At 71.4% G+C, this 17,996-nt stretch carries 18 protein-coding genes and 1 riboswitch; of the genes, 7 read left to right on the plus strand and 11 right to left on the minus strand.

Features of this window, described 5'->3' with window-relative positions:
* The first annotated feature begins 134 nt into the window (after positions 1-134).
* Positions 135-791, plus strand: a complete 657-nt coding sequence (locus tag ACZ58X_RS04635; protein ID WP_470332214.1) for a Pr6Pr family membrane protein — start codon at positions 135-137, stop codon at positions 789-791.
* Positions 792-1,086: 295 nt separating this feature from the next.
* On the opposite strand, the gene ACZ58X_RS04640 is transcribed toward ACZ58X_RS04635, so the two are convergent.
* Entirely contained in the window at positions 1,087-1,851 is a 765-nt protein-coding gene (locus ACZ58X_RS04640; protein WP_470332215.1) for an SDR family NAD(P)-dependent oxidoreductase, read from the minus strand.
* Between the two features lie 98 nt (positions 1,852-1,949).
* Between ACZ58X_RS04640 and ACZ58X_RS04645 the strand changes: the two genes are divergently transcribed.
* Together ACZ58X_RS04645 and ACZ58X_RS04650 are read left to right on the plus strand one after the other, a co-directional pair.
* Entirely contained in the window at positions 1,950-2,615 is a 666-nt protein-coding gene (locus ACZ58X_RS04645) for a TetR/AcrR family transcriptional regulator (RefSeq protein ID WP_470332216.1), read from the plus strand.
* Between the two features lie 284 nt (positions 2,616-2,899).
* Complete coding sequence (locus tag ACZ58X_RS04650) at positions 2,900-4,060, plus strand: alpha/beta hydrolase (RefSeq protein ID WP_470332217.1); 1,161 nt, start codon at positions 2,900-2,902, stop codon at positions 4,058-4,060.
* A gap of 118 nt (positions 4,061-4,178) precedes the next feature.
* Here the strand turns inward: ACZ58X_RS04650 and ACZ58X_RS04655 are convergent, their stop codons facing one another.
* On the minus strand, positions 4,179-4,508 hold the full coding sequence (locus tag ACZ58X_RS04655) for a phenolic acid decarboxylase (protein ID WP_375891436.1): 330 nt from the start codon (positions 4,506-4,508) through the stop codon (positions 4,179-4,181).
* 452 nt (positions 4,509-4,960) lie between these two features.
* Positions 4,961-5,126, plus strand: a riboswitch (cyclic di-AMP (ydaO/yuaA leader).
* Between ACZ58X_RS04655 and ACZ58X_RS04660 the strand changes: the two genes are divergently transcribed.
* Positions 5,127-6,437, plus strand: coding sequence for a glycoside hydrolase family 16 protein (locus ACZ58X_RS04660; RefSeq protein WP_470332218.1), 1,311 nt, complete (start codon positions 5,127-5,129; stop codon positions 6,435-6,437).
* Positions 6,438-6,533: 96 nt separating this feature from the next.
* Here the strand turns inward: ACZ58X_RS04660 and ACZ58X_RS04665 are convergent, their stop codons facing one another.
* Together ACZ58X_RS04665 and ACZ58X_RS04670 are read right to left on the minus strand one after the other, a co-directional pair.
* The gene (locus tag ACZ58X_RS04665; RefSeq protein WP_470332219.1) at positions 6,534-7,142 is read right to left on the minus strand and encodes a hypothetical protein; all 609 of its coding nucleotides are present in this window, start codon (positions 7,140-7,142) and stop codon (positions 6,534-6,536) included.
* A 172-nt stretch (positions 7,143-7,314) separates the two neighbouring features.
* The gene (locus tag ACZ58X_RS04670) at positions 7,315-8,112 is read right to left on the minus strand and encodes an IclR family transcriptional regulator (protein ID WP_380521128.1); all 798 of its coding nucleotides are present in this window, start codon (positions 8,110-8,112) and stop codon (positions 7,315-7,317) included.
* 201 nt (positions 8,113-8,313) lie between these two features.
* On the opposite strand from ACZ58X_RS04670, the gene aceB reads away from it, so the two are divergent.
* Complete coding sequence (aceB, locus tag ACZ58X_RS04675; protein WP_470332220.1) at positions 8,314-10,014, plus strand: malate synthase A; 1,701 nt, start codon at positions 8,314-8,316, stop codon at positions 10,012-10,014.
* A gap of 115 nt (positions 10,015-10,129) precedes the next feature.
* Positions 10,130-10,531 (plus strand): allophanate hydrolase-related protein, encoded by a 402-nt coding sequence (locus ACZ58X_RS04680; RefSeq protein WP_470332221.1) that lies wholly within the window; start codon positions 10,130-10,132, stop codon positions 10,529-10,531.
* 337 nt (positions 10,532-10,868) lie between these two features.
* On the opposite strand, the gene ACZ58X_RS04685 is transcribed toward ACZ58X_RS04680, so the two are convergent.
* The 7 genes from ACZ58X_RS04685 to ACZ58X_RS04715 form a co-directional block, all read right to left on the minus strand.
* Positions 10,869-12,254, minus strand: coding sequence for an 8-oxoguanine deaminase (locus tag ACZ58X_RS04685; protein ID WP_470332222.1), 1,386 nt, complete (start codon positions 12,252-12,254; stop codon positions 10,869-10,871).
* A 67-nt stretch (positions 12,255-12,321) separates the two neighbouring features.
* Positions 12,322-13,812, minus strand: coding sequence for a nucleobase:cation symporter-2 family protein (locus tag ACZ58X_RS04690; protein ID WP_470332223.1), 1,491 nt, complete (start codon positions 13,810-13,812; stop codon positions 12,322-12,324).
* Positions 13,813-14,139: 327 nt separating this feature from the next.
* Positions 14,140-15,060 (minus strand): factor-independent urate hydroxylase, encoded by a 921-nt coding sequence (pucL, locus tag ACZ58X_RS04695; protein WP_470332224.1) that lies wholly within the window; start codon positions 15,058-15,060, stop codon positions 14,140-14,142.
* Positions 15,061-15,090: 30 nt separating this feature from the next.
* The gene (uraH, locus tag ACZ58X_RS04700; RefSeq protein ID WP_470332225.1) at positions 15,091-15,426 is read right to left on the minus strand and encodes a hydroxyisourate hydrolase; all 336 of its coding nucleotides are present in this window, start codon (positions 15,424-15,426) and stop codon (positions 15,091-15,093) included.
* Between the two features lie 118 nt (positions 15,427-15,544).
* Positions 15,545-16,048, minus strand: coding sequence for a 2-oxo-4-hydroxy-4-carboxy-5-ureidoimidazoline decarboxylase (gene uraD, locus ACZ58X_RS04705; protein WP_470332226.1), 504 nt, complete (start codon positions 16,046-16,048; stop codon positions 15,545-15,547).
* A 215-nt stretch (positions 16,049-16,263) separates the two neighbouring features.
* Positions 16,264-16,644, minus strand: coding sequence for a helix-turn-helix domain-containing protein (locus ACZ58X_RS04710; RefSeq protein ID WP_360229668.1), 381 nt, complete (start codon positions 16,642-16,644; stop codon positions 16,264-16,266).
* Positions 16,641-16,886: a thiamine-binding protein gene (locus tag ACZ58X_RS04715; protein ID WP_380404961.1), complete on the minus strand. Its 246-nt coding sequence runs from the start codon at positions 16,884-16,886 to the stop codon at positions 16,641-16,643. Before ACZ58X_RS04715 ends, ACZ58X_RS04710 begins: the two co-directional genes overlap by 4 nt.
* A gap of 218 nt (positions 16,887-17,104) precedes the next feature.
* Between ACZ58X_RS04715 and ACZ58X_RS04720 the strand changes: the two genes are divergently transcribed.
* On the plus strand, positions 17,105-17,947 hold the full coding sequence (locus ACZ58X_RS04720; protein ID WP_470332227.1) for a TIM barrel protein: 843 nt from the start codon (positions 17,105-17,107) through the stop codon (positions 17,945-17,947).
* The last annotated feature ends 49 nt before the right edge of the window (positions 17,948-17,996 follow it).

Below are 17,996 nucleotides of genomic sequence, written 5' to 3' on the forward strand. Positions count from 1 at the left end.
AGTCGTCCCCCCTTGAGCCGCACCCCCGGACGCGCACGCCCTGATGCGGTCCCTCGTGTGGCCGAGTCCGCCCGCCGGGGTTTGAATCCGAAGAGCCCCTGTCCGGACCACGCCCCAGAGAGGCGGTTCCGACGATGCACTCGTGGCTCGCCCCCGCCCGGCTCGCCGTCGCGGCCTTCCTCGCCGTCGCGCTCTGCTTCTCCGGCTACCACGCGGCGACGGACGGCTCCGGGGTGGTGAACTTCCTCAGCTACTTCACCAACCTCGCCAACCTCGCCGGCGCGGCCGTCCTCGGCTACGGCGGCTGGGCCGGGCTGACCGGCCGCCGGCCCGTACCGGACGCGGTGCGCGGCGCCGTGGTGCTCTACCTGGTGGTCACCGGGTTGGCGTACGGCACGCTGCTGGCGACGTACCCGGCGCCGCTGGTGATCCCGTGGGTGGACGACGTGGTCCACCGCGTGATGCCGCTGCTCGTGCTCGCCGACTGGCTGGTCGACCCGCCCGCCCGGCCGGTCCGGGCCCGGGCGGTGCTCGGCTGGCTGGGGTTCCCGCTGGTCTACGTGGCGTACGCGCTGCTCCGCGGCCACGCGGCCGACTGGTACCCGTACCCGTTCCTCGACCCCGCCCGGCACGGCGGCTACCGCCGGATCGCGGGGGCGTGCGTCCTGCTGGCGGTGGCGTTCCTGCTGCTCGGGGCCGCGGTCGCGGCGGCCGGCAACGCCCTCGCCGCCCACCGCGACGCCCGGCGGGGCGTGGCCTCGAACGGTCGGCACGCCCGGGCGACCGGCTGACGGCCGTGGCCGCCCGCCCATACGGTGGCGGCCACGCTGACCGACGCGCCGCACCCGGGAGGCGGAGCCGGGCGCGCCAGCGCTCCGGGGCCCTCCACCCGGCGGCCCTGCTCGACGGCACCCCGGTCGGCCTCGCGGACGGGACCACCCGCGAACGGCTGCTGGCGAAGCCGCTCGCCCGAGGAGGAGGACACCGACCGCCCGAGGAGGACGCGCACCGCCCGAGAAGGAGGACGCCGACGGGGCCCGTGCCCGATGGGGGAGGGCAGGGACCCCGCCGACGACCGGCCGGGGCTCACATGTGGGTGCCGCCGTCGATCCGGAGCTCGGTGCCGGTGACGAAGGCGCCGTCGTCGGAGGCCAGCATGGCGATCACGCCGGCCACCGTGTCGGGGCCCGCGAAGCCCTGGCCGAGGGCGGGGGAGAGCTTGGCCAGCAGGCTGAAATCGGCGTCGGCGGGCAGGCCCGGGTTGTTGGTCATGCCGCTGTCGATGCTGCCCGGTGCGACGCAGACCGCGCGCAGGCCCTGCTTCGAGTACTCCGAGGCGATCGCGTGGGTGAAGGACTGGATGCCGCCCTTGGTCGCGGCGTAGGCGGCCATGTAGGGGTGGGCGAAGCTCGCCGAGGTGGAGCTGAAGTTGACCACCACGCCCTTGCCGGCGGCGAGCAGCGCGGGGAGCGCCTCGCGGGTCATCAGGAAGGTGCCGGTCAGGTTCACCGCGAGGAGCTTGTTCCAGAACTCCAGGGTGGTCTCGTGGGTGTGCGAGGAGCGGAGGATGCCGGCCGCGTTGACCAGGACGTCCAGACCGCCCAGGCCCGCGACGGCCTCGGCGACGCCCGCCACCACGGCGGCCTCGTCCGAGATGTCCAGGACCTGGATCGTCAGGCGGTCGGCGGTGCCCTCGGCGGTCGCGCGGTCCAGGGTCTTCTTCAGGCCGTCCTCGTTGACGTCGACGGCGACGACCTTCCCGCCCTCGGCGAGGATCCGGTGCACGGTCGCCTGGCCGATGCCAGAGCCGCCGCCGGTGATCAGGACGTTCCGTCCGTTGAAGCGCTCCATGGTGGTACTCCTTCGTTCGTGGTCTCTCGGCCTCAAGAGGCACGGTACGCCGATGTGGCACGTTGTGCCAAGAAGTCTGGATGTGCCATTCTGGCGCGATGTGTCGTGACCGTGGCCGTCTGCGTACGCTGACCCCTGTGACCGGACGCCCGACCCTGACCCAGCGCCGCCGCGACGCCACCCGGCTGGAGATCGCCCGCACCGCCGCCGCGCTCTTCGCCGAGCGGGGCGCCGAGGCGACCACCGCCGAGGAGATCGCCGCCGCCGCGGGCATCTCGCTGCGCACCTTCTACCGCTACTTCTCCGTCAAGGAGGACGCCGTCGCCCCGCTGCTGGCGGCCGGCGGGCAGCGCTGGGTGGACCTGCTGGCCGAGAGTCCGGCGGACGTCCCGCTGCGCGAGGCGCTGGAGCGCTCGGCCGTCGAGTCGCTCACCCCGGCCGACGACGCGGCCGTCGAGGCGATGCACTGGACCCGCGACCTGCTGCGTGACCCGCGACTGGACGGCACCTGGCAGCGGGTCCACGCCGGGTCGGAGGAGCGGCTGCGGGGAGTGCTGGCCGCCCGCTGTCCGGGCGGCACCGATCCGCTGGAGGTCCGGCTGGCCGCGGCCGCGGCCACGGCGGCGATCCGGGTGGCCCTGGAGCAGTGGGCCGGCTCCGACGCCGCCGTCACCGGCCCCGGCTCCCCGCAGGACCTCGGCGCCCGCTGCATGCGCGAACTCACGGCGGGGCTGCGACTGTGGGCCCGGCCGGCGGGGGAGTAGCGGGTCGGCGGCGAGCGGGTGACGGCGAACAGATGACAGCTTTCAGATGACAGCTGACAGATGACAGCGAACAACTTTTGAAATCTGTTATCTGTTATCTGAAAGCTGTCATCTGAAAGTTGAACCCTGTCATCTGTTCGCGGCCTGCCCACAGCCCCCGATCAGCTTCCTCCCAGCTCCCGCTAGGGTTGGTGCTCGCGCCCCGGTGGGGGAACCGGGGTGACCTCCTCGGATGTCCCTGAGCGGAGGGGGCGCGGAGTTCGAGGCGTGGGAGCAACTGGAACATGGGTCTGACGAGCCACAAGGTGCTGGCACTGGCCGTGCTGATGGCGGTCGTGATGATGGTCGGCACGGTCTGGCTCTGGCCCAGACTCGCCCGGAAGAGCTGGCAGGCGGTGCTCGGCCGGATCGGTGCGCTACTCGCCACCCAGCTGGCGGTGCTCGCCGCGCTCGGGCTGGTGGCGAACAACTACTTCGCCTTCTACAGCAGTTGGGACGATCTGATGGGCACGGGCAGCACCGGCCCGGTGGTCATCCACAACAAGGCGGACGCCTCCGGCCGACTGCTGGTCGAGACCATAGGCCAGGCCTCGGTCAAGGGCGGCGGCGCCATGGGCCGTGAGCCCAGCCAGTCCGGCGAGATCCGCAAGGTCCGGATCGACGGCAAGGAGAGCCGGCTGTCGACCGAGGGCTACGTCTACCTTCCGCCGCAGTACTTCCAGCCCGAGTACGCGCAGAAGCAGTTCCCGGCCGTGATCGTCAGCACCGGATTCCCAGGAATCGCCGAGAACCTGATCACCCGCTTCAACTACCCGGGCGCCGCGCTCAAGCTGCTGCAGGAGGGTCGGATGCAGCCGACCGTCATGGTCCTGATGCGCCCCTCGCCCGCGCTGCCGCAGGACACCGAGTGTGAGGACATCCCGGGCGGCGCCCAGTCCGACACGTACTTCACCAAGGACGTCCCGTCGGCGGTCCAGGCCAGCTACCGGGTCTCGACCGACCCGCAGGCCTGGGCCGTCATGGGCAACTCCACCGGCGGCTACTGCGCGCTCAAGCTGGCCATGCGGCACCCGGACGTCTTCCCGACCGCCGTGTCCCTGTCCGGGTACTACGAGGCGGCCGACGACCCGACCACCGGCGACCTCTTCGGCGGCAGCAAGCAGCGCCGCAACGAGGCCGACCTGATGTGGCGGTTGAAGAACCTGCCGCAGCCGAACGTCTCCGTGCTGCTGGCCGGCACCAAGAAGGGCGACGGCAACTACAAGCATGACACCGAGGCGTTCATCGAGGCCGCGAAGAGCCCGATGAAGGTCTCCTACAGCATGCTCGAGAACGGCGGCCACAACTTCGAGACCTGGAGCGCCCTGCTGCCGTCCTCGCTGGAGTGGCTGTCCCAGCACCTCAAGGTTCCGAACCAGCCGGGCCACCCGGGCCAGACCGTCTGACGGCGCCGCCCACGGAACGCACGGAACACGCGGACCGCGCAGGACACGCAGAACGCACGGAACGGGCCGAACCCCCGGAAGCCGCGGCTCCCGGGGGTTCGGCCCGTTCCGGCGCCGGTCAGGCGACCCGTTCCAGCGTCCCGGTGTGCAGCTGGCCGACCCGGCCGCCCTCGCCCTCGAAGGTCCAGAAGGCCCGTACGGTCAGCGCGTTGAGGTCCATCACGTGGCTGACGGTGATCCCGCTCTGTTCCGTCCAGCTGATGAAGTAGATCTCCGGTGCGACCTCGGCCACGTGCAGTCGCACGTCCTCCCACTGGCCCGCCGACTCACCGAGGCCCTCCCAGCGCAGCCGGGTGCCGTCGGCCGAGTAGGAGTTGCGGAAGGCCGCGCCGTTGTCGGCCCGGAAGACGTAGGTACGGCCGGCGAAGGCGGGCAGGGGCGCGGTCATGGTGGGGCGGAACCTCTTCTCTGGAACGGGGGACGGGTCGTACGGCTCTGGCCGGTGCTCTTGTGCACCGCGGAAAATCCCAGGGCTCCAATTTATCCGACCGGGCGGATTCGGGCGGCTCCACGCCACGGCGGTCACGGTACGGTCCGCCACCGCCGCACCGCGCACCGTGTGCGACCGGCACCCCGGGCGGGCCGCACGGCGGGTCCGATCGGGTACCCGCGGACGGGTCGGCCGACATCCCGGGAGGCCCCGTACGGGGTGATCCGCCGGCGTCGACTCCAGTGATCAACTCGGCCACCACGCAGCGTCGTTGATCGACACCACTGTGAGCTGCGCGACAACCGGCTTGATCAGGTTGTCCGTCCACGGACGGCCTGCCTAGCCTGCACTCGTCGTCCGCTGTCGCGGACCCCGCCGCCGGGACGCCGAGTCCCGTCCACCCGCCGGCGAGTACCCGAGCACCACAGCGGACGGGAGCGGGGGAACCAAGGTCAGCGCCCGGCCCGTACGCACCAGCGTGCGGGTCGAGGCTAGGGGTGAAGCCGCTCCACAGGCGGCCGGGCAACTGCAGCCCGAATCCGACAGCTCACCTCGCAGGCGTCGCAGAGGATCCCCATGCACCAGCCTGCCCGGCGCCGTCGCGCGCCCCGCCACGCCCGTCCGTCCCACCGGGGCCGCAACGCCGCCCTCGCCACGACCGGTGCGCTCGCCATCACCGGTGCCGGCCTGCTCGGCCTGCCGTCCGTCTCCGGTGCCCAGGCCGCCACCGGCCCGACCGTCACCCAGGACCGGCTCGCCCCCGCCACGATGGTCGCCGGCAAGGCCGGCACCGCCTCGCTGGCCCTGCACTCCTCGTCCTGCTTCACCGCCAGGACCGTCGGCGTCGGCGTCCGTGACGCGCGCGGCACCAACCTGGACTTCCCGGGCAACGCGAGCAACGTGCAGATCTGCCCGGGCGGATTCAACTACACCAGTGCGGCCCGCACCCTGCCCGCGGGGACGTACACCCAGTTCGGCTTCTGGCAGGACCTCGGCGGCGCGTGGCACAACCTGCCCTCGCAGCAGCTGGTGGTCTCGGCCACGGGTACGCCCACGCCGACCCCGTCCCCGACGGCGAAGCCCACCACGATCCCCACCGCGACGCCCACCACGACCCCCACCGCGACGCCGACCCAGACCCCGACCACCACCCCGAGCGCCACGGCCACTCCGACGACCACGGCGCCGTCCTCCCCGATCGCGGGCAAGTCGCTGACCTGGTCCGACGAGTTCAACGGCCCGATCAGCTGGGGCCAGCGCTGGGTCGGCGACAAGAGCACCTCGTACAAGTACGGGAACCACAACCCGGACGACAACAAGCTCGACTGGCTGAACAGGAACAACGTCGCCGTCGCGAACGGCGTCGCCACCTTCACCGCCACCCCGGGCGGGCCCACCCTGGAGAACGGCAAGCAGTCCTGGAACACGGGCTTCCTGACCACCGAGGGCTCCGCCGAGGGCTTCCAGGTCAAGACCGGCGACTACGCCGAGACCCGGGTCAAGCTGCCCGCCGGCACCGGCGCCTGGCCCGCCCTGTGGACCTGGAAGAACGGCAACGGGGAGATCGACTCCTTCGAGTACCACCCCGACAACCCGAACCTGCTGGAGCTGACCAACCACGTCAACCCCGGCAACCCCGACTACTACACCGACGCGAGCGCCGTCGCCGCCGACCAGTGGGTGACCATCGGCACCTACTACGGCGCCAACTCGGTGGACTGGTACGTCAACGGCGTCAAGGTGTACTCGGACGGCAAGGGCGTCGGGGCCAACTTCTCGGCGTACCTGATCCTCAACCTCTCGGTGAGCGCCGGCAAGTACCACCCGGCGCCGCAGGGGACCGCCCCGATCACCATGGCCGCCGACTACGTCCGCGTGTACCGGTAACCGCGTCTACCGGTAGCCACGAGCCCGCCCCACCGGTCATCGGACGTCCGGCAGCCGCTCGCCGGCGGCCGGTGACCGGTGGGGCGATCCGGTCCGTCAGCCGCCCGCCGTCTCGACGACCCTGATGTCGAACGGCTGCCGGTTGTTGCGCGGATGCCGGTCGTCCGGGCTGTGCACCGAGACCTCCCCGCCGGTCAGCACGCCCAAGGGCGTGTCGGGGGAGATCCGCAGCGGGACGATCGCGGTCGCGGTGCGTCCCTCCCGCAGGCCGGGCCCGAAGGTGCAGCGCACCAAGCGCTTGTTCGCGGACGCCCTGCACGTCTCGGGGAAGAACGGCTCATCCGCCGTGACCCCTGCCGGCAGGGTGACCACGACGTCGAACGGCGATGCCGTGGTGTCCGGGCCGCGGTTGTCGATGAAGGCGTGAACGCTGGTCCTGCCGCCAGGCGGTGCCGGGTCCGGGTCGATCCCGACCACCTCCAGGTCGGAGTCGGACGGCGCGGCGACAACGGCGGGCAGGGTGGACGCTTCGGGCACCCCCGCCTCGACGACCCCCAGCTCCGGACGCGGCACCGGGTGCCGCACGGCCCAGGACGGGCCGGCGGCCAGCGCGGCGACCGCGCAGCCGGCCGTCACCGCCGCGACCAATCCGGCCCCGCCGAACCTCCTGCGCCCCGTGCCGCCCCGTACTCCGTGCTGTTCCACGCCGTTCACCCTGTTCCCGTGCTCCGGCGGCCCGCGCCGTCGCGGGCCGCGTCCGCACCAGGGTGTCCGAGCGACCGCCGCGACCGGGCGCAACTCACCCGCCGTCCACTCGAACGGCGGGCGCCGGATCGTCACCGGATCACACCTGCCCCCGACGGTGATTGACGGATCGTCAAGGTGCCAGGACCTGCCCGAGCCGGGCCGCGATCTGGTGCATCACCGGTACCAGCGCGGACGCTCCAGCCTGCTCCTCCAGTGCCCGGATCCGGGCCTCCGGGCCGGAGACCGAGAGCGCGGTGGGCGTGGGTGCGCCCGGGACGGCGAGGGCGATGCAGCGGACCCCGATCTCCTGCTCCTGGTCGTCGACCACGTACCCGCGCTCGCGTGCCTCGGCGAGCTGGTCCATCAGCTCCTGCGGATCGGTGAGGGTGTACTCGGTGTGCGCTGGCAGCGGGTTGGGGCCCAGGACCGCGCGCGCCTCGTCCTCGGGGAGCTGGGCGAGCAGCGCCTTGCCGACGCCGGTGCAGTGGGGCTGGACCCGCCGTCCGACCTCGGTGAACATCCGCATCGAGCGACGGGACTGCACCTGCCCGACGTACACCACCTCGCCGCCCTCCAGCACCGCCAGGTTGGCGGTCTCGCCGGTGGCCTCCATGAGCTCGGCCAGGTACGGGCGGGCCCAGCTGCCGAGCAGGCGGCCGGACGTCTCGCCGAGCCGGATCAGCCGGGGGCCGAGGGTGTAGCGGCGGGCGGTGTCCTGGCGGACATAGCCCTGCTGGACGAGGGTACGAACCAGTCGGTGGATGGTCGGCATCGGGAGGCCGGAGCTGGTGGAGAGCTCACTGAGGGTGGCCACGCCGCCCGAGTCGGCCAGCGCCTCCAGGAGTTGGAAGGCGCGCTCGACGGACTGCACGCCGCCGCTCGCGCGGTCGGCGCCTGTCGTCGATGCTGTGTCGGGGGTCGCAACCACCGGCGTTCCCTTCGCTGTCGGGGAGGAGTAGAGTCCCGGCGACCTCTTCAACAAACCGTTGAAATTCTGTATCGCGGAAACTAGTCTCCACCTTACAGAATCGAACCCGCCGACAGGCGGGTAACGATCGAGGAAGTTCCCGAGGAAGTTCCCACCGGAGCTCCCTTCGCCAGGCTCAACCGTCTTAGGAGTGTCCTGCTCATGGCTGCAGATCAGGGGCCCGTCGGCGCCTCCCCCGCCGCTCCGGTCGTCACTGTCGCCGGACCGCGCGTCCATCGGGCCGAGGAGGTGCTCACCCCGGAGGCGGTCGCCTTCGTCGTGGGCCTCCATCGCGCCTTCGAGGGTCGTCGACAGGAGCTCCTGGCGAGGCGGAAGAGCCGACGCGCCGAGATCGCCCGCACCGGCACGCTGGACTTCCTCCCCGAGACCGCCGAGGTCCGGGCCGGCGACTGGAAGGTCGCCGAGGCGCCGCGCGCCCTCCAGGACCGCCGGGTCGAGATCACCGGGCCCACCGACCGCAAGATGGTCATCAACGCGCTCAACTCCGGGGCGAGGATCTGGCTCGCCGACTTCGAGGACGCCACCTCCCCGACCTGGGAGAACGTGGTCAGCGGCCAGGTCAACCTGATCGACGCCTTCGAGAACCGGATCGACTTCACCAGCCCGGCCGGCAAGGCCTACGCCCTCAAGCCCGCCGCCGAACTCGCCACCGTCGTGGTCCGCCCGCGCGGCTGGCACCTGGACGAGAACCACCTGCTGGTCGACGGAGTCCCGGTGGCCGGCGCGTTCGTCGACTTCGGCCTGTACTTCTTCCACAACGCCGCCCGGCTCATCGCCAAGGGCGCCGAGGACCCCAACTCCGGCCCGTACTTCTACCTGCCGAAGACCGAGAGCCACCTCGAGGCCCGGCTCTGGAACGACGTGTTCACCCACGCCCAGGCCGAGTTGGGCATCCCGCACGGCACCGTCCGGGCCACCGTGCTGATCGAGACCATCACCGCGGCCTTCGAGATGGACGAGATCCTCTACGAGCTGCGCGACCACGCGGCCGGCCTCAACGCCGGTCGCTGGGACTACCTGTTCTCGATCGTCAAGAACTTCCGCGACGCCGGCGAGCACTACATCCTGCCGGACCGCAACAGCGTCACCATGGCCTCGCCGTTCATGGCCGCCTACACCCGGCTGCTGGTGCGAACCTGCCACAAGCGCGGCGCCCACGCGATCGGCGGCATGGCCGCGTTCATCCCCAGCCGCCGGGACCCGGAGGTCAACGCCGCCGCGCTGGAGAAGGTCAAGGCGGACAAGGACCGCGAGGCCGGCAACGGTTTCGACGGCTCCTGGGTCGCCCACCCGGACCTCGTCCCGGTCGCCCGGGCCTCCTTCGACGTGGTGCTCGGCGAGCGGCCCGACCAGAAGGACAACCCGGGCCCGGCCGAGCCGGTCACCGCCGCCGAACTGCTCGACATCGCGGGCGCCGGGGGCACCTGCACCCGGGCCGGGCTGCACAACGCCGTCCAGGTCGGCGTCCGCTACATCGAGGCCTGGCTGCGCGGGCTCGGCGCGGTCGGCATCTTCAACATGATGGAGGACGCGGCCACCGCCGAGATCTCGCGCTCGCAGATCTGGCAGTGGATCCACAACGGGGTCGTGCTGTCCGACACCGGCGAGAAGGCCACCGCCGAGCTGGTCCGCACCCTGGTCGCCACCGAACTGGCCGAACTGCGTGCCGAGTTCGGCGACGAGGCCTACCAGGCCGGTCGCTGGCGCGAGGCCGCCCAGCTCTTCGAACAGGTCGCCCTGGCCGAGGAGTTCGCGGACTTCCTGACCCTCCCCGCGCTCCCCCTGCTGGGCCGAGCACCAATCTATCCGCCGGCGCCGCCGCTTCCGCCTGCCGGGTCGTAGCAGTTCCGCCGCCCTTTGCTCCGTTCCGTACGGCGACGAATCCACCTGTCCTCTCGTCGCCGTGCGGAACGGTCTTTTTTCTTTGTACGGCCTTACTCTCCTGAGGAGTTCACCGATGGCACGCATCTTCTTCAACGGCCAGGCGATGGTCGGCGGACCGTTCCACGCCAAGGTCGCCGACGCCCTGATCGGCCCGGCCCGCACCGCCCCCGGCTACCGTTTCTTCTCCATCGACCACAGCGGCGGGACGGACGTCTGCCCGGGGCTGCTGGCCGACCCGTCCGTCGACACCGCGATCGAGGGCGAGCTGTACGAGGTCAGCCTGGAGCGCCTGCGGGACGTCATCCTGCCCGGCGAGCCCAGGGAGTTGGAGCTCGGTGTGATCGAGCTGGAGGACGGCTCCGCGTGCTTCTCGATGCTGCTCGCCCGCGGCGAGGTCGAGCGCGGGGTGCACCGCGAGATCACCCACCACGGCGGCTGGCGGGCCTATCTGGCGACGCTGGGGCGCACGGCCTGACGGGCGGGCGGCCGGCGGCGGACGGATGACGGCGAACAGATAACAGAAGACAGATAACAGATAACAGCGAACGGATAACAGATGATGAAAGTTGTCATCTGTCATCCGTTCGCTGTTATCTGTTCGCCCCCGCCCCCGCCCCCGCCCCCAGCCCTCACCCCCCACCCCCCGCCCCCGGGCACGCCGCGTCCCCGAACCCTCGCCGTGGGTTCGGGGCCGCGGTCCGCACGCCCGGGCGGGCGTACGGAGTCCGGGTCACGCACCGTCCCTGGGCGCGCTCCGGAACCCGTGGGCCGGGCCGGGCCGGAGGGCAGCTCCGGCCCGGCCCGGCGGACCGTCAGACGGGCCGGGAGGCGAGCTCCTTGGCCGCGCGGGCGCAGGCACGCGCGATCCGGTCCTCGTTGACGGTGGTCAGCTCGCCCTTTTCGACGACGGCGTTGCCGTTGACGAACAGGGTCGCCAGCGGCGGCAGCGCGCCGAAGGTGAGGGCCGCGACCGGGTCGGCGATCGAGGAGTGCATGACCCCGTCGATCTTCCAGAGCGCCAGGTCGGCGAGCTTGCCGGCCTCGATGGAGCCGATCTCGTTCTGCCGCCCGAGCACCCGGGCGCCGCCCATGGTGCCCAGTCGCAGCGCCTGGCGCCCGGTCAGCGCGGTCGGGTAGCCGTGCAGCCGGTTGATCAGCAGCGCGTTGCGCAGCTCGGTGCCGAGTTCGCCGGACTCGTTGGAGGCGGTGCCGTCGACGCCGAGCCCGACCGGTACGCCGGCCTTGAGCATGTCGGGCACCCGGGCGATCCCGGCGGCCAGGCGGGCGTTGGAGGAGGGGCAGTGGGCCACGCCGGTGCCGGTCTCGGCGAACTTGGCGATGTCGGAGTCGTTCATGTGGACGCAGTGCGCCATCCAGACGTCCTCGCCGAGCCAGCCGACCGACTCGAAGTAGTCGGTCGGCCCCATGCCGAACAGTTCCTTGCAGAACTGCTCCTCCTCGGCCGTCTCGGAGCCGTGGGTGTGCAGCCGGACGCCCTTGCGGCGGGCGAGTTCGGCGGACTGGCGGAGCAGGTCGGTGGAGACCGAGAAGGGCGAACAGGGCGCCAGCGCGATGTGCAGCATCGAGCCGAAGGAGGAGTCGTGGTAGCGGTCGACGGCGGCCTCGGAGGCGGCCAGGATGTCGTCCAGCTCCTCGACGGCGTGGTCCGGCGGCAGTCCGCCGTCCTTCTTGCTGCGGTCCATCGAGCCGCGCAGCGCGGTGAAGCGCAGGCCGAGTTCCTGGACGGCCTCGATCGAGGCGCCGAGGACGTCGCCGCCGTCCTTGGGGAAGACGTAGTGGTGGTCCGAGGCGGTGGTGCAGCCGGACTTGAGCAGGGCGGCGGCCGAGCCCTGGCTGGCGGCGTGCACGAGCTTCTCGTCGATCCGGGCCCAGGTCGGGTAGAGGGCGACCAGCCAGTCGAAGAGGATGTTGTCCTGGGCGAGGCCGCGGGTGATCCACTGGTAGAAGTGGTGGTGGGTGTTGACCAGGCCGGGGGTGAGCAGGTGGCCCTCCCCGTTGATCCGGCGCACCACGTTGTCCAGCCACGCCGGGGCGGGGCCGTTGCCGACGGATTCGATCCGGTTGCCGAGGATGACCACGTGGCCGCGGGCGTACTCGGTGTCGACGGCGTCGACCGTGGCGATCGCGACGTTCTCGATCACGATCCGCTGGTCGGCGGGCGGGGGCTGGACTGCCATGGTGTCACTCCTATGGGGGAGGGCCAGGAGGGGCGCGCACCGTGGTGTGCGCCCCTGCCCGGACCGGTCAGGACGGTGTCGCCGTCGGCACCGTCGCGCCGGGGGCCTCGCCGGATCTGGACTGCGATTCGGACCGGCGGGCGGTTCCGACGTGGTGGAACAGCAGGTTGAGCAGGACGGCCATCACGCAGCCGGCCGAGATCCCCGAGTGCATCAGGGTCCGGACCGCCTCCGGGAAGGCGTCGTAGAAGGTGGGTACGGCGATCGGGATGATGCCGACACCGAGCGAGACCGACACCAGGATGGTGTTGGCGCTGGACTCCATGCCGGCCTCCGCGAGGGTGCGGATCCCGCTCGCCGCGACCGTGCCGAAGAGTACGATCCCGGCACCGCCGAGGACGGGTTGCGGCACCAGCGAGACGACCGAGCCGAGGACCGGGAAGAGCCCCAGCAGGATCAGGATGCCGCCGCCGGCCGCGACCACGAAGCGGCTGCGGATCTTGGTCAGCGCCACCAGCCCGATGTTCTGGGCGAAGGCGCTGGCGGCGAAGCCGTTGAAGACGGGGCTGAGCGCGGTGGCCAGTCCGTCGGCCCGGAGGCCGGCGGCGAGCGTGGGTTCGTCGGCCTCGCGCTCGACGATCTTGCCGAGGGCGAGCATGTCGGCGGTGGACTCGGTCATCGAGACCACCATGACGATGCACATCGAGACGATCGCGGCCGCGTCGAAGGCGGGCGCGCCGAAGTGGAACGGGGACGGGAGCGCGAAGACCTTCGCGTCCTGGACCGCGCCGAAGTCGGCCAGCCCCAGCGGGAAGGCGACCAGGGTGCCGAACGCCAAGCCGATGAGCAGGGACAGCTGCTGCCAGAAGCCGCGCAGCAGCCGGTTGCAGAGCACCACCGCGACGAGGGTGATCGCGGCGAGGCCGACGGCCCGCACGGAGCCGTACCCGGGGGCGCCCGGCGAGCCGCCGCGCGCCCAGTTCACCGCCACCGGGAGCAGGGACACCCCGATGAGGGTGATCACGGTGCCCTGGACGACCGGGGGGAAGAACCGGATGAGCTTGCAGAAGTACGGCGCCGCGAGGAAGCACAGTGCTCCCGCGACGATCACCGCGCCGAAGATCACCGGGAGGGCGTCCTTCGGTCCCCCCGTCCGTTCGATGGAGCCCTTGGCAATGGCGATCATGGGCGCGACGCCCGCGAACGACACGCCGTTCACGAACGGCAGTCGTGCGCCGATCTTCCAGATGCCGAGGGTCTGGAGCAGGGTGGCCAGTCCGGCGGTGAACAGGCTGGCCGATATGAGCAGGGCGAGGTCGGTGGCGGAGAGTCCGACGCCGGCGCCGACGATGAGCGGGGGTGCGACGACTCCCGCGTACATCGCGGCGACGTGCTGGAGCCCGGTGGAGAACAGCTTCACCGGGGGCAGCACCTCGTCCACGGGGTGGGTCCCGGACCCGGACGGCCCGCCGGGGAGGCGGGTCGACGTACCGTCCGGGCCTGGGGTTCTTGCAGGGGTGGAACCGCCGTCGTTACTGCTGGTGTTGCTGGGTGCCATGTCGAGCCCCTCTTGTGCCCGTGGCTCCCGGCGCGCCCGTGGCGCTGGAGACTCCCCGAGGGCGGGACGGCGGAGCAAGGATCCCTCGGGACGCTTCTCCAGTGCCCCGGGCCGGCCGCCGCGAGGCGAGCACGAACTCCGGTTGGTGGGGGTGGAGAAACAGGTGGAGCGTGGTGCGGATGGTGCGGGTGGTGCGGTCCGCCCGAACTCGACCGGCCCGAGCGGGCCGGAGGGTGCGGCGATTCCGGGCGGAGTCCATGGGGTGGTGCGGGTGGCGCGGGTGGCGCGGGTGGTACGGCTGGTACGGGGAGGTGCCGGTGGGGGAGGTCAGACGACCGGGATGACCGGGACGACGCCCTCGCGGTGCACGGTGCCCTCGATCAGGCCGTACATGCGGTCCGCGGCGTAGTAGACCTCGTTCTCGTTCTTGAGGCCGAACGGCTCCAGGTCGACGAGGAAGTGGTGCTTGTTGGGCAGTTCGAGGCGTACCTCGTCCACCTCGGCGCGGTTGTTGAGGACCCGGGTGCCCATCGCGTGCAGGGTCTGCTGCAGCGAGTAGGAGTAGGTCTCGGCGAACGCCTCCAGCATGTGCCGCTTCACGTGGGTGTAGGAGCGGTTCCAGTTGGGCTGGGCCTCGCCGTCGCGACCGCTGTAGCCGTACTTCCAGCGGGCGGTGACCTGGGTGGCGAGGATGCGGTCGTACGCCTCCTGGAGGGTGGTGTACTGGTCCTTGATGTAGCCCCAGAACTCCGAGTTGGTGGAGTTCATGACGATGAGGTCCTTGAGGCCGGAGATGACCTGGATCCGCTCGCCGTCGTAGACGATCTCGGTGGTGCGGGTCTCCTGGCCGGTGCGGACGAAGGAGTGGCCGACCTCCTCCGAGCCGATGAACCGGGCCGAGCTGTCCGGGGTCCGGATCCGGTCCCAGGCGTACTCCTCGATCCGGATCCGGGCGCTGTGCACGACGCCGCGCTCGGTGTCGTCGACGAAGTGCCGGGCCAGCAGGATGCCGAAGGCCTCGGCCGAGTCGATGCCGTACTCCTTGGCGAAGGCGTACACGGTGTTCTTGGTGGTGTCGGTGGGAAGGCAGTTGGCGTTCGACCCGGTGAGGTGGACGTCCTCGAACTCGCCCTGGAGGGAGACCGAGACGTTCAGGTCCTTGATCTCGTGCCGGGTGGAGTCGCGGTAGACCCGGACGATGCGGTTCTCCGCCTTGCCGTACTGGTTCTGACCGAGCACGTGGGCCATGACAGGCTCCTAAGCTTCCAGGTCGGTCTACTAGCTTCCGCGGTAGACCGAGTATCCGAACGGGTTCAGCAGCAGCGGCACGTGGTAGTGGTGCTGCTCGGGCGCGACCGTGAAGACGATCGAGACCTCGGGGAAGAACGGCTGCTCCGCGGACTTGAGCGCGTAGTACGCGCCGGTGTCGAAGAGCAGCCGGACGACCGAGCCCGCCTCCACGGCCGGGAGGTCCTTGACCCGGCCGTCGGAGTCCGTGGCGGAGGTGCCGAGCACCTGCCAGCCACCCTCGGTGTGCAGTGCGAGCTCGACCGGGACGCCCTCGGCCGGGCGGCCGAGGCTGGTGTCGAGCACGTGGGTGGAGATGCCAGTCATGGGTGAAGTGACCTTACTGATGGCAGAGATGATGGTGCGTCAGATCGCGCGGAGCGCACGTCCGGGGTGAGGCCTCCCGAGTGGGACGTCGCTCCCACGAAGCATTCTTGACGATGCGTCAGGACGCGTCGAGGAGGCGGTTCAGCCGGATGTCGTTGATCTTGCGCAGCTCGCCCCGGACGATCTCCGCCTCGGTGGCCGGGTCGTTGGGGTGGCGCTCGCGCAGGGCCGTGAGCATGGTGGCCGCGGTGCGGCCGGTCGCGCAGATCAGGAACACGTGGCCGAACTTCGCCTCGTAGGCGGCGTTGGCCTCGCGCAGTTCGTCGAGGATCGCCCGGTCCACGCCCTGGATGCCGGCCTGTTCGCGCTCGGAGGTGGCGTCGCCCTCCTTGGGCCGGCCGATCCGGGCGTGTCCGGCCATCGCGTCATGCAGGTCCGCGACGGTCAGTGCGGCCATCGCCGCCGCGTTGGCGGCGAGCAGGGCCTCACGGCTGGACCAGGGGCGGGCCTGTGCGACGGCGGCGGCCCAACGGGGGCTGGAGCATATCTCCAGCAGGATCTCCTCAAGTTTCGCGGCATCGGCCGCGGCCAGGGAGTCGAGGGCGTGGGGGTGGTTGGTCACGAGTGGACCTCCTGAAGAGTGGTGCCACCCGGAAAAGCTAGATCGGCCCCACCCTGCCGTCAACAGTTTGTTGAACGCTTGGTGGTTACGTTTTGAACCGGGCCGCGCTGCGGGGCCCTTTCGTGTGCGATTCGCCAAGTGTGCCCCGCCGTGGGCCGGTCGAGACTGTCCACAGCGGCGGGGTCACCCGTTCGCGAGCTCCTCGCGAGCCGCGCTCAGGACGGCTTCGAGCCGTCCTGGCGGTTCAGGTAGTTGTACACGGTGAAGCGGCTGACGCCCAGGGCCGAGGCGACCGTCTCGACCCCGTGGCGGACGGTGAAGGCGCCGCGCTCCTCCAGGAGGGCGACGACCCGCTGCTTCTCCCAGCGGTCCAGCTCGGCCAGCGGGCGGCCGTCGAACTGCCGGGCCATCTCGGCCAGCAGCCGGTCCAGCGCGCTGCTCAGGTGCGGCAGCCGGACGGCCAGGGCCGGGGTGCCCTCCCACTCCAGGACGACGTCCTCGGCCTTCGCCTCGTCCAGCGGGACGGGCGTCGCGCCGACCGCGTCCAGCAGCGGCTTGACCGCCGCGGCGAGCGGGTGCTCCACGTGCTCGGTCACGGCGTACCGCCCTCCTCTCCCAGCACGCTCACCTGGACGGAGATGCGGGTCGCCCCGGCGTCCAGGGTCTCCCGGAGCAGCCGGGTCACCGCGGCGAGGACCTGGTCGGCCTCGCCCTCGGCGCCGGTCCCGAAGGGGCCGACCGACACGTCCAGGCCGGCCTCGTCGACGACCTTGCGGGCCGTCGCGGCGTGCTCGGGGAACGTGTCCAGTTCGAACGGTTCTGTCGTGAACTCCACCATCAATCGCACCTGCTCACTGTAGCGAGCGGGGGTGGGCGGGGGCAGGGGCTGGGCGATCGAACAGTCGCGGGGCCGGTGGGCGGACCCCTCCGGGCTACTTCAACAAAATGTTGCGGCAGCCTTGACACCCGCTCGGCGGGCCGGAGATGCTTCCACCACACAGAATCCCTCTTCCGGATCGTGGAAGTTGCGGATGAAGGAAGAGAGAGTGAGAGGTGATGGACGTGACGGCGGCTGCCAAGCACGGCTTCACGGTCAACCTGTCGATCCTGTTCGGCGAACTCCCGCTGCTGGAGCGGCCCGCGGCCGCCGCGGCGGCCGGCTTCACGGCCGCCGAACTCTGGTGGCCCTTCGGCACCGAACACAGCCCGGACCGGGCCGAGCTCGACGCGCTGCGCAAGGCGTTCAGTGACGCGGGCATCCGGCTCACCGGCCTCAACTTCCTGGACGACCTCAGCCAGGGCGCCCGGGGAACCGTCTCGGTCCCGTCCGAGCGGGACCGCTTCCGGGCCAACGTCCCGGTCGCCGCGGAACTGGCCGCCTCGCTCGGTGCCACCGCGCTCAACGCGCTGTACGGCAACCGGGTCGAGGGCGTCGAGCCGGCCGAGCAGGACGCGGTCGCACTGGAGAACCTGGTGCTCGCGGCCCGGGCGGCCCACGGGATCGGTGCCGTCCTGCTGGTCGAGGCCCTCAACAAGGCCGAGTCCCCGGACTACCCGCTGGTCTCCGCGGCCGCCGCGGTCGAGGTGGTCGACAAGGTCAACGCCGCCACCGGCCTGGGGAACGCCAGGTTCCTCTGCGACCTGTACCACCTGGCCAAGAACGGCGAGGACCTGGCGGCCGTCATCGACACCTACGCCGACCGGATCGGCCACGTGCAGATCGCCGACAACCCGGGCCGCAACGAGCCCGGCACCGGCGAGCTGGACTTCGAGGACCTGTTCGCCCGGCTCAGTGCGGCCGGCTACACCGGCTCGATCGGCCTGGAGTACCGCCCCTCCACCGGCGTCAGCGCCGACAGCTTCGACTGGCTGCCGCGCGAGCTGCGCGCCGCCCGCTGAGCCGGCGCCCGCAGCCCGCCGGCCCGGCCCGCGCGGCCCGCTGAGCCGG

The organism is Kitasatospora sp. NPDC040550, from assembly GCF_055594965.1.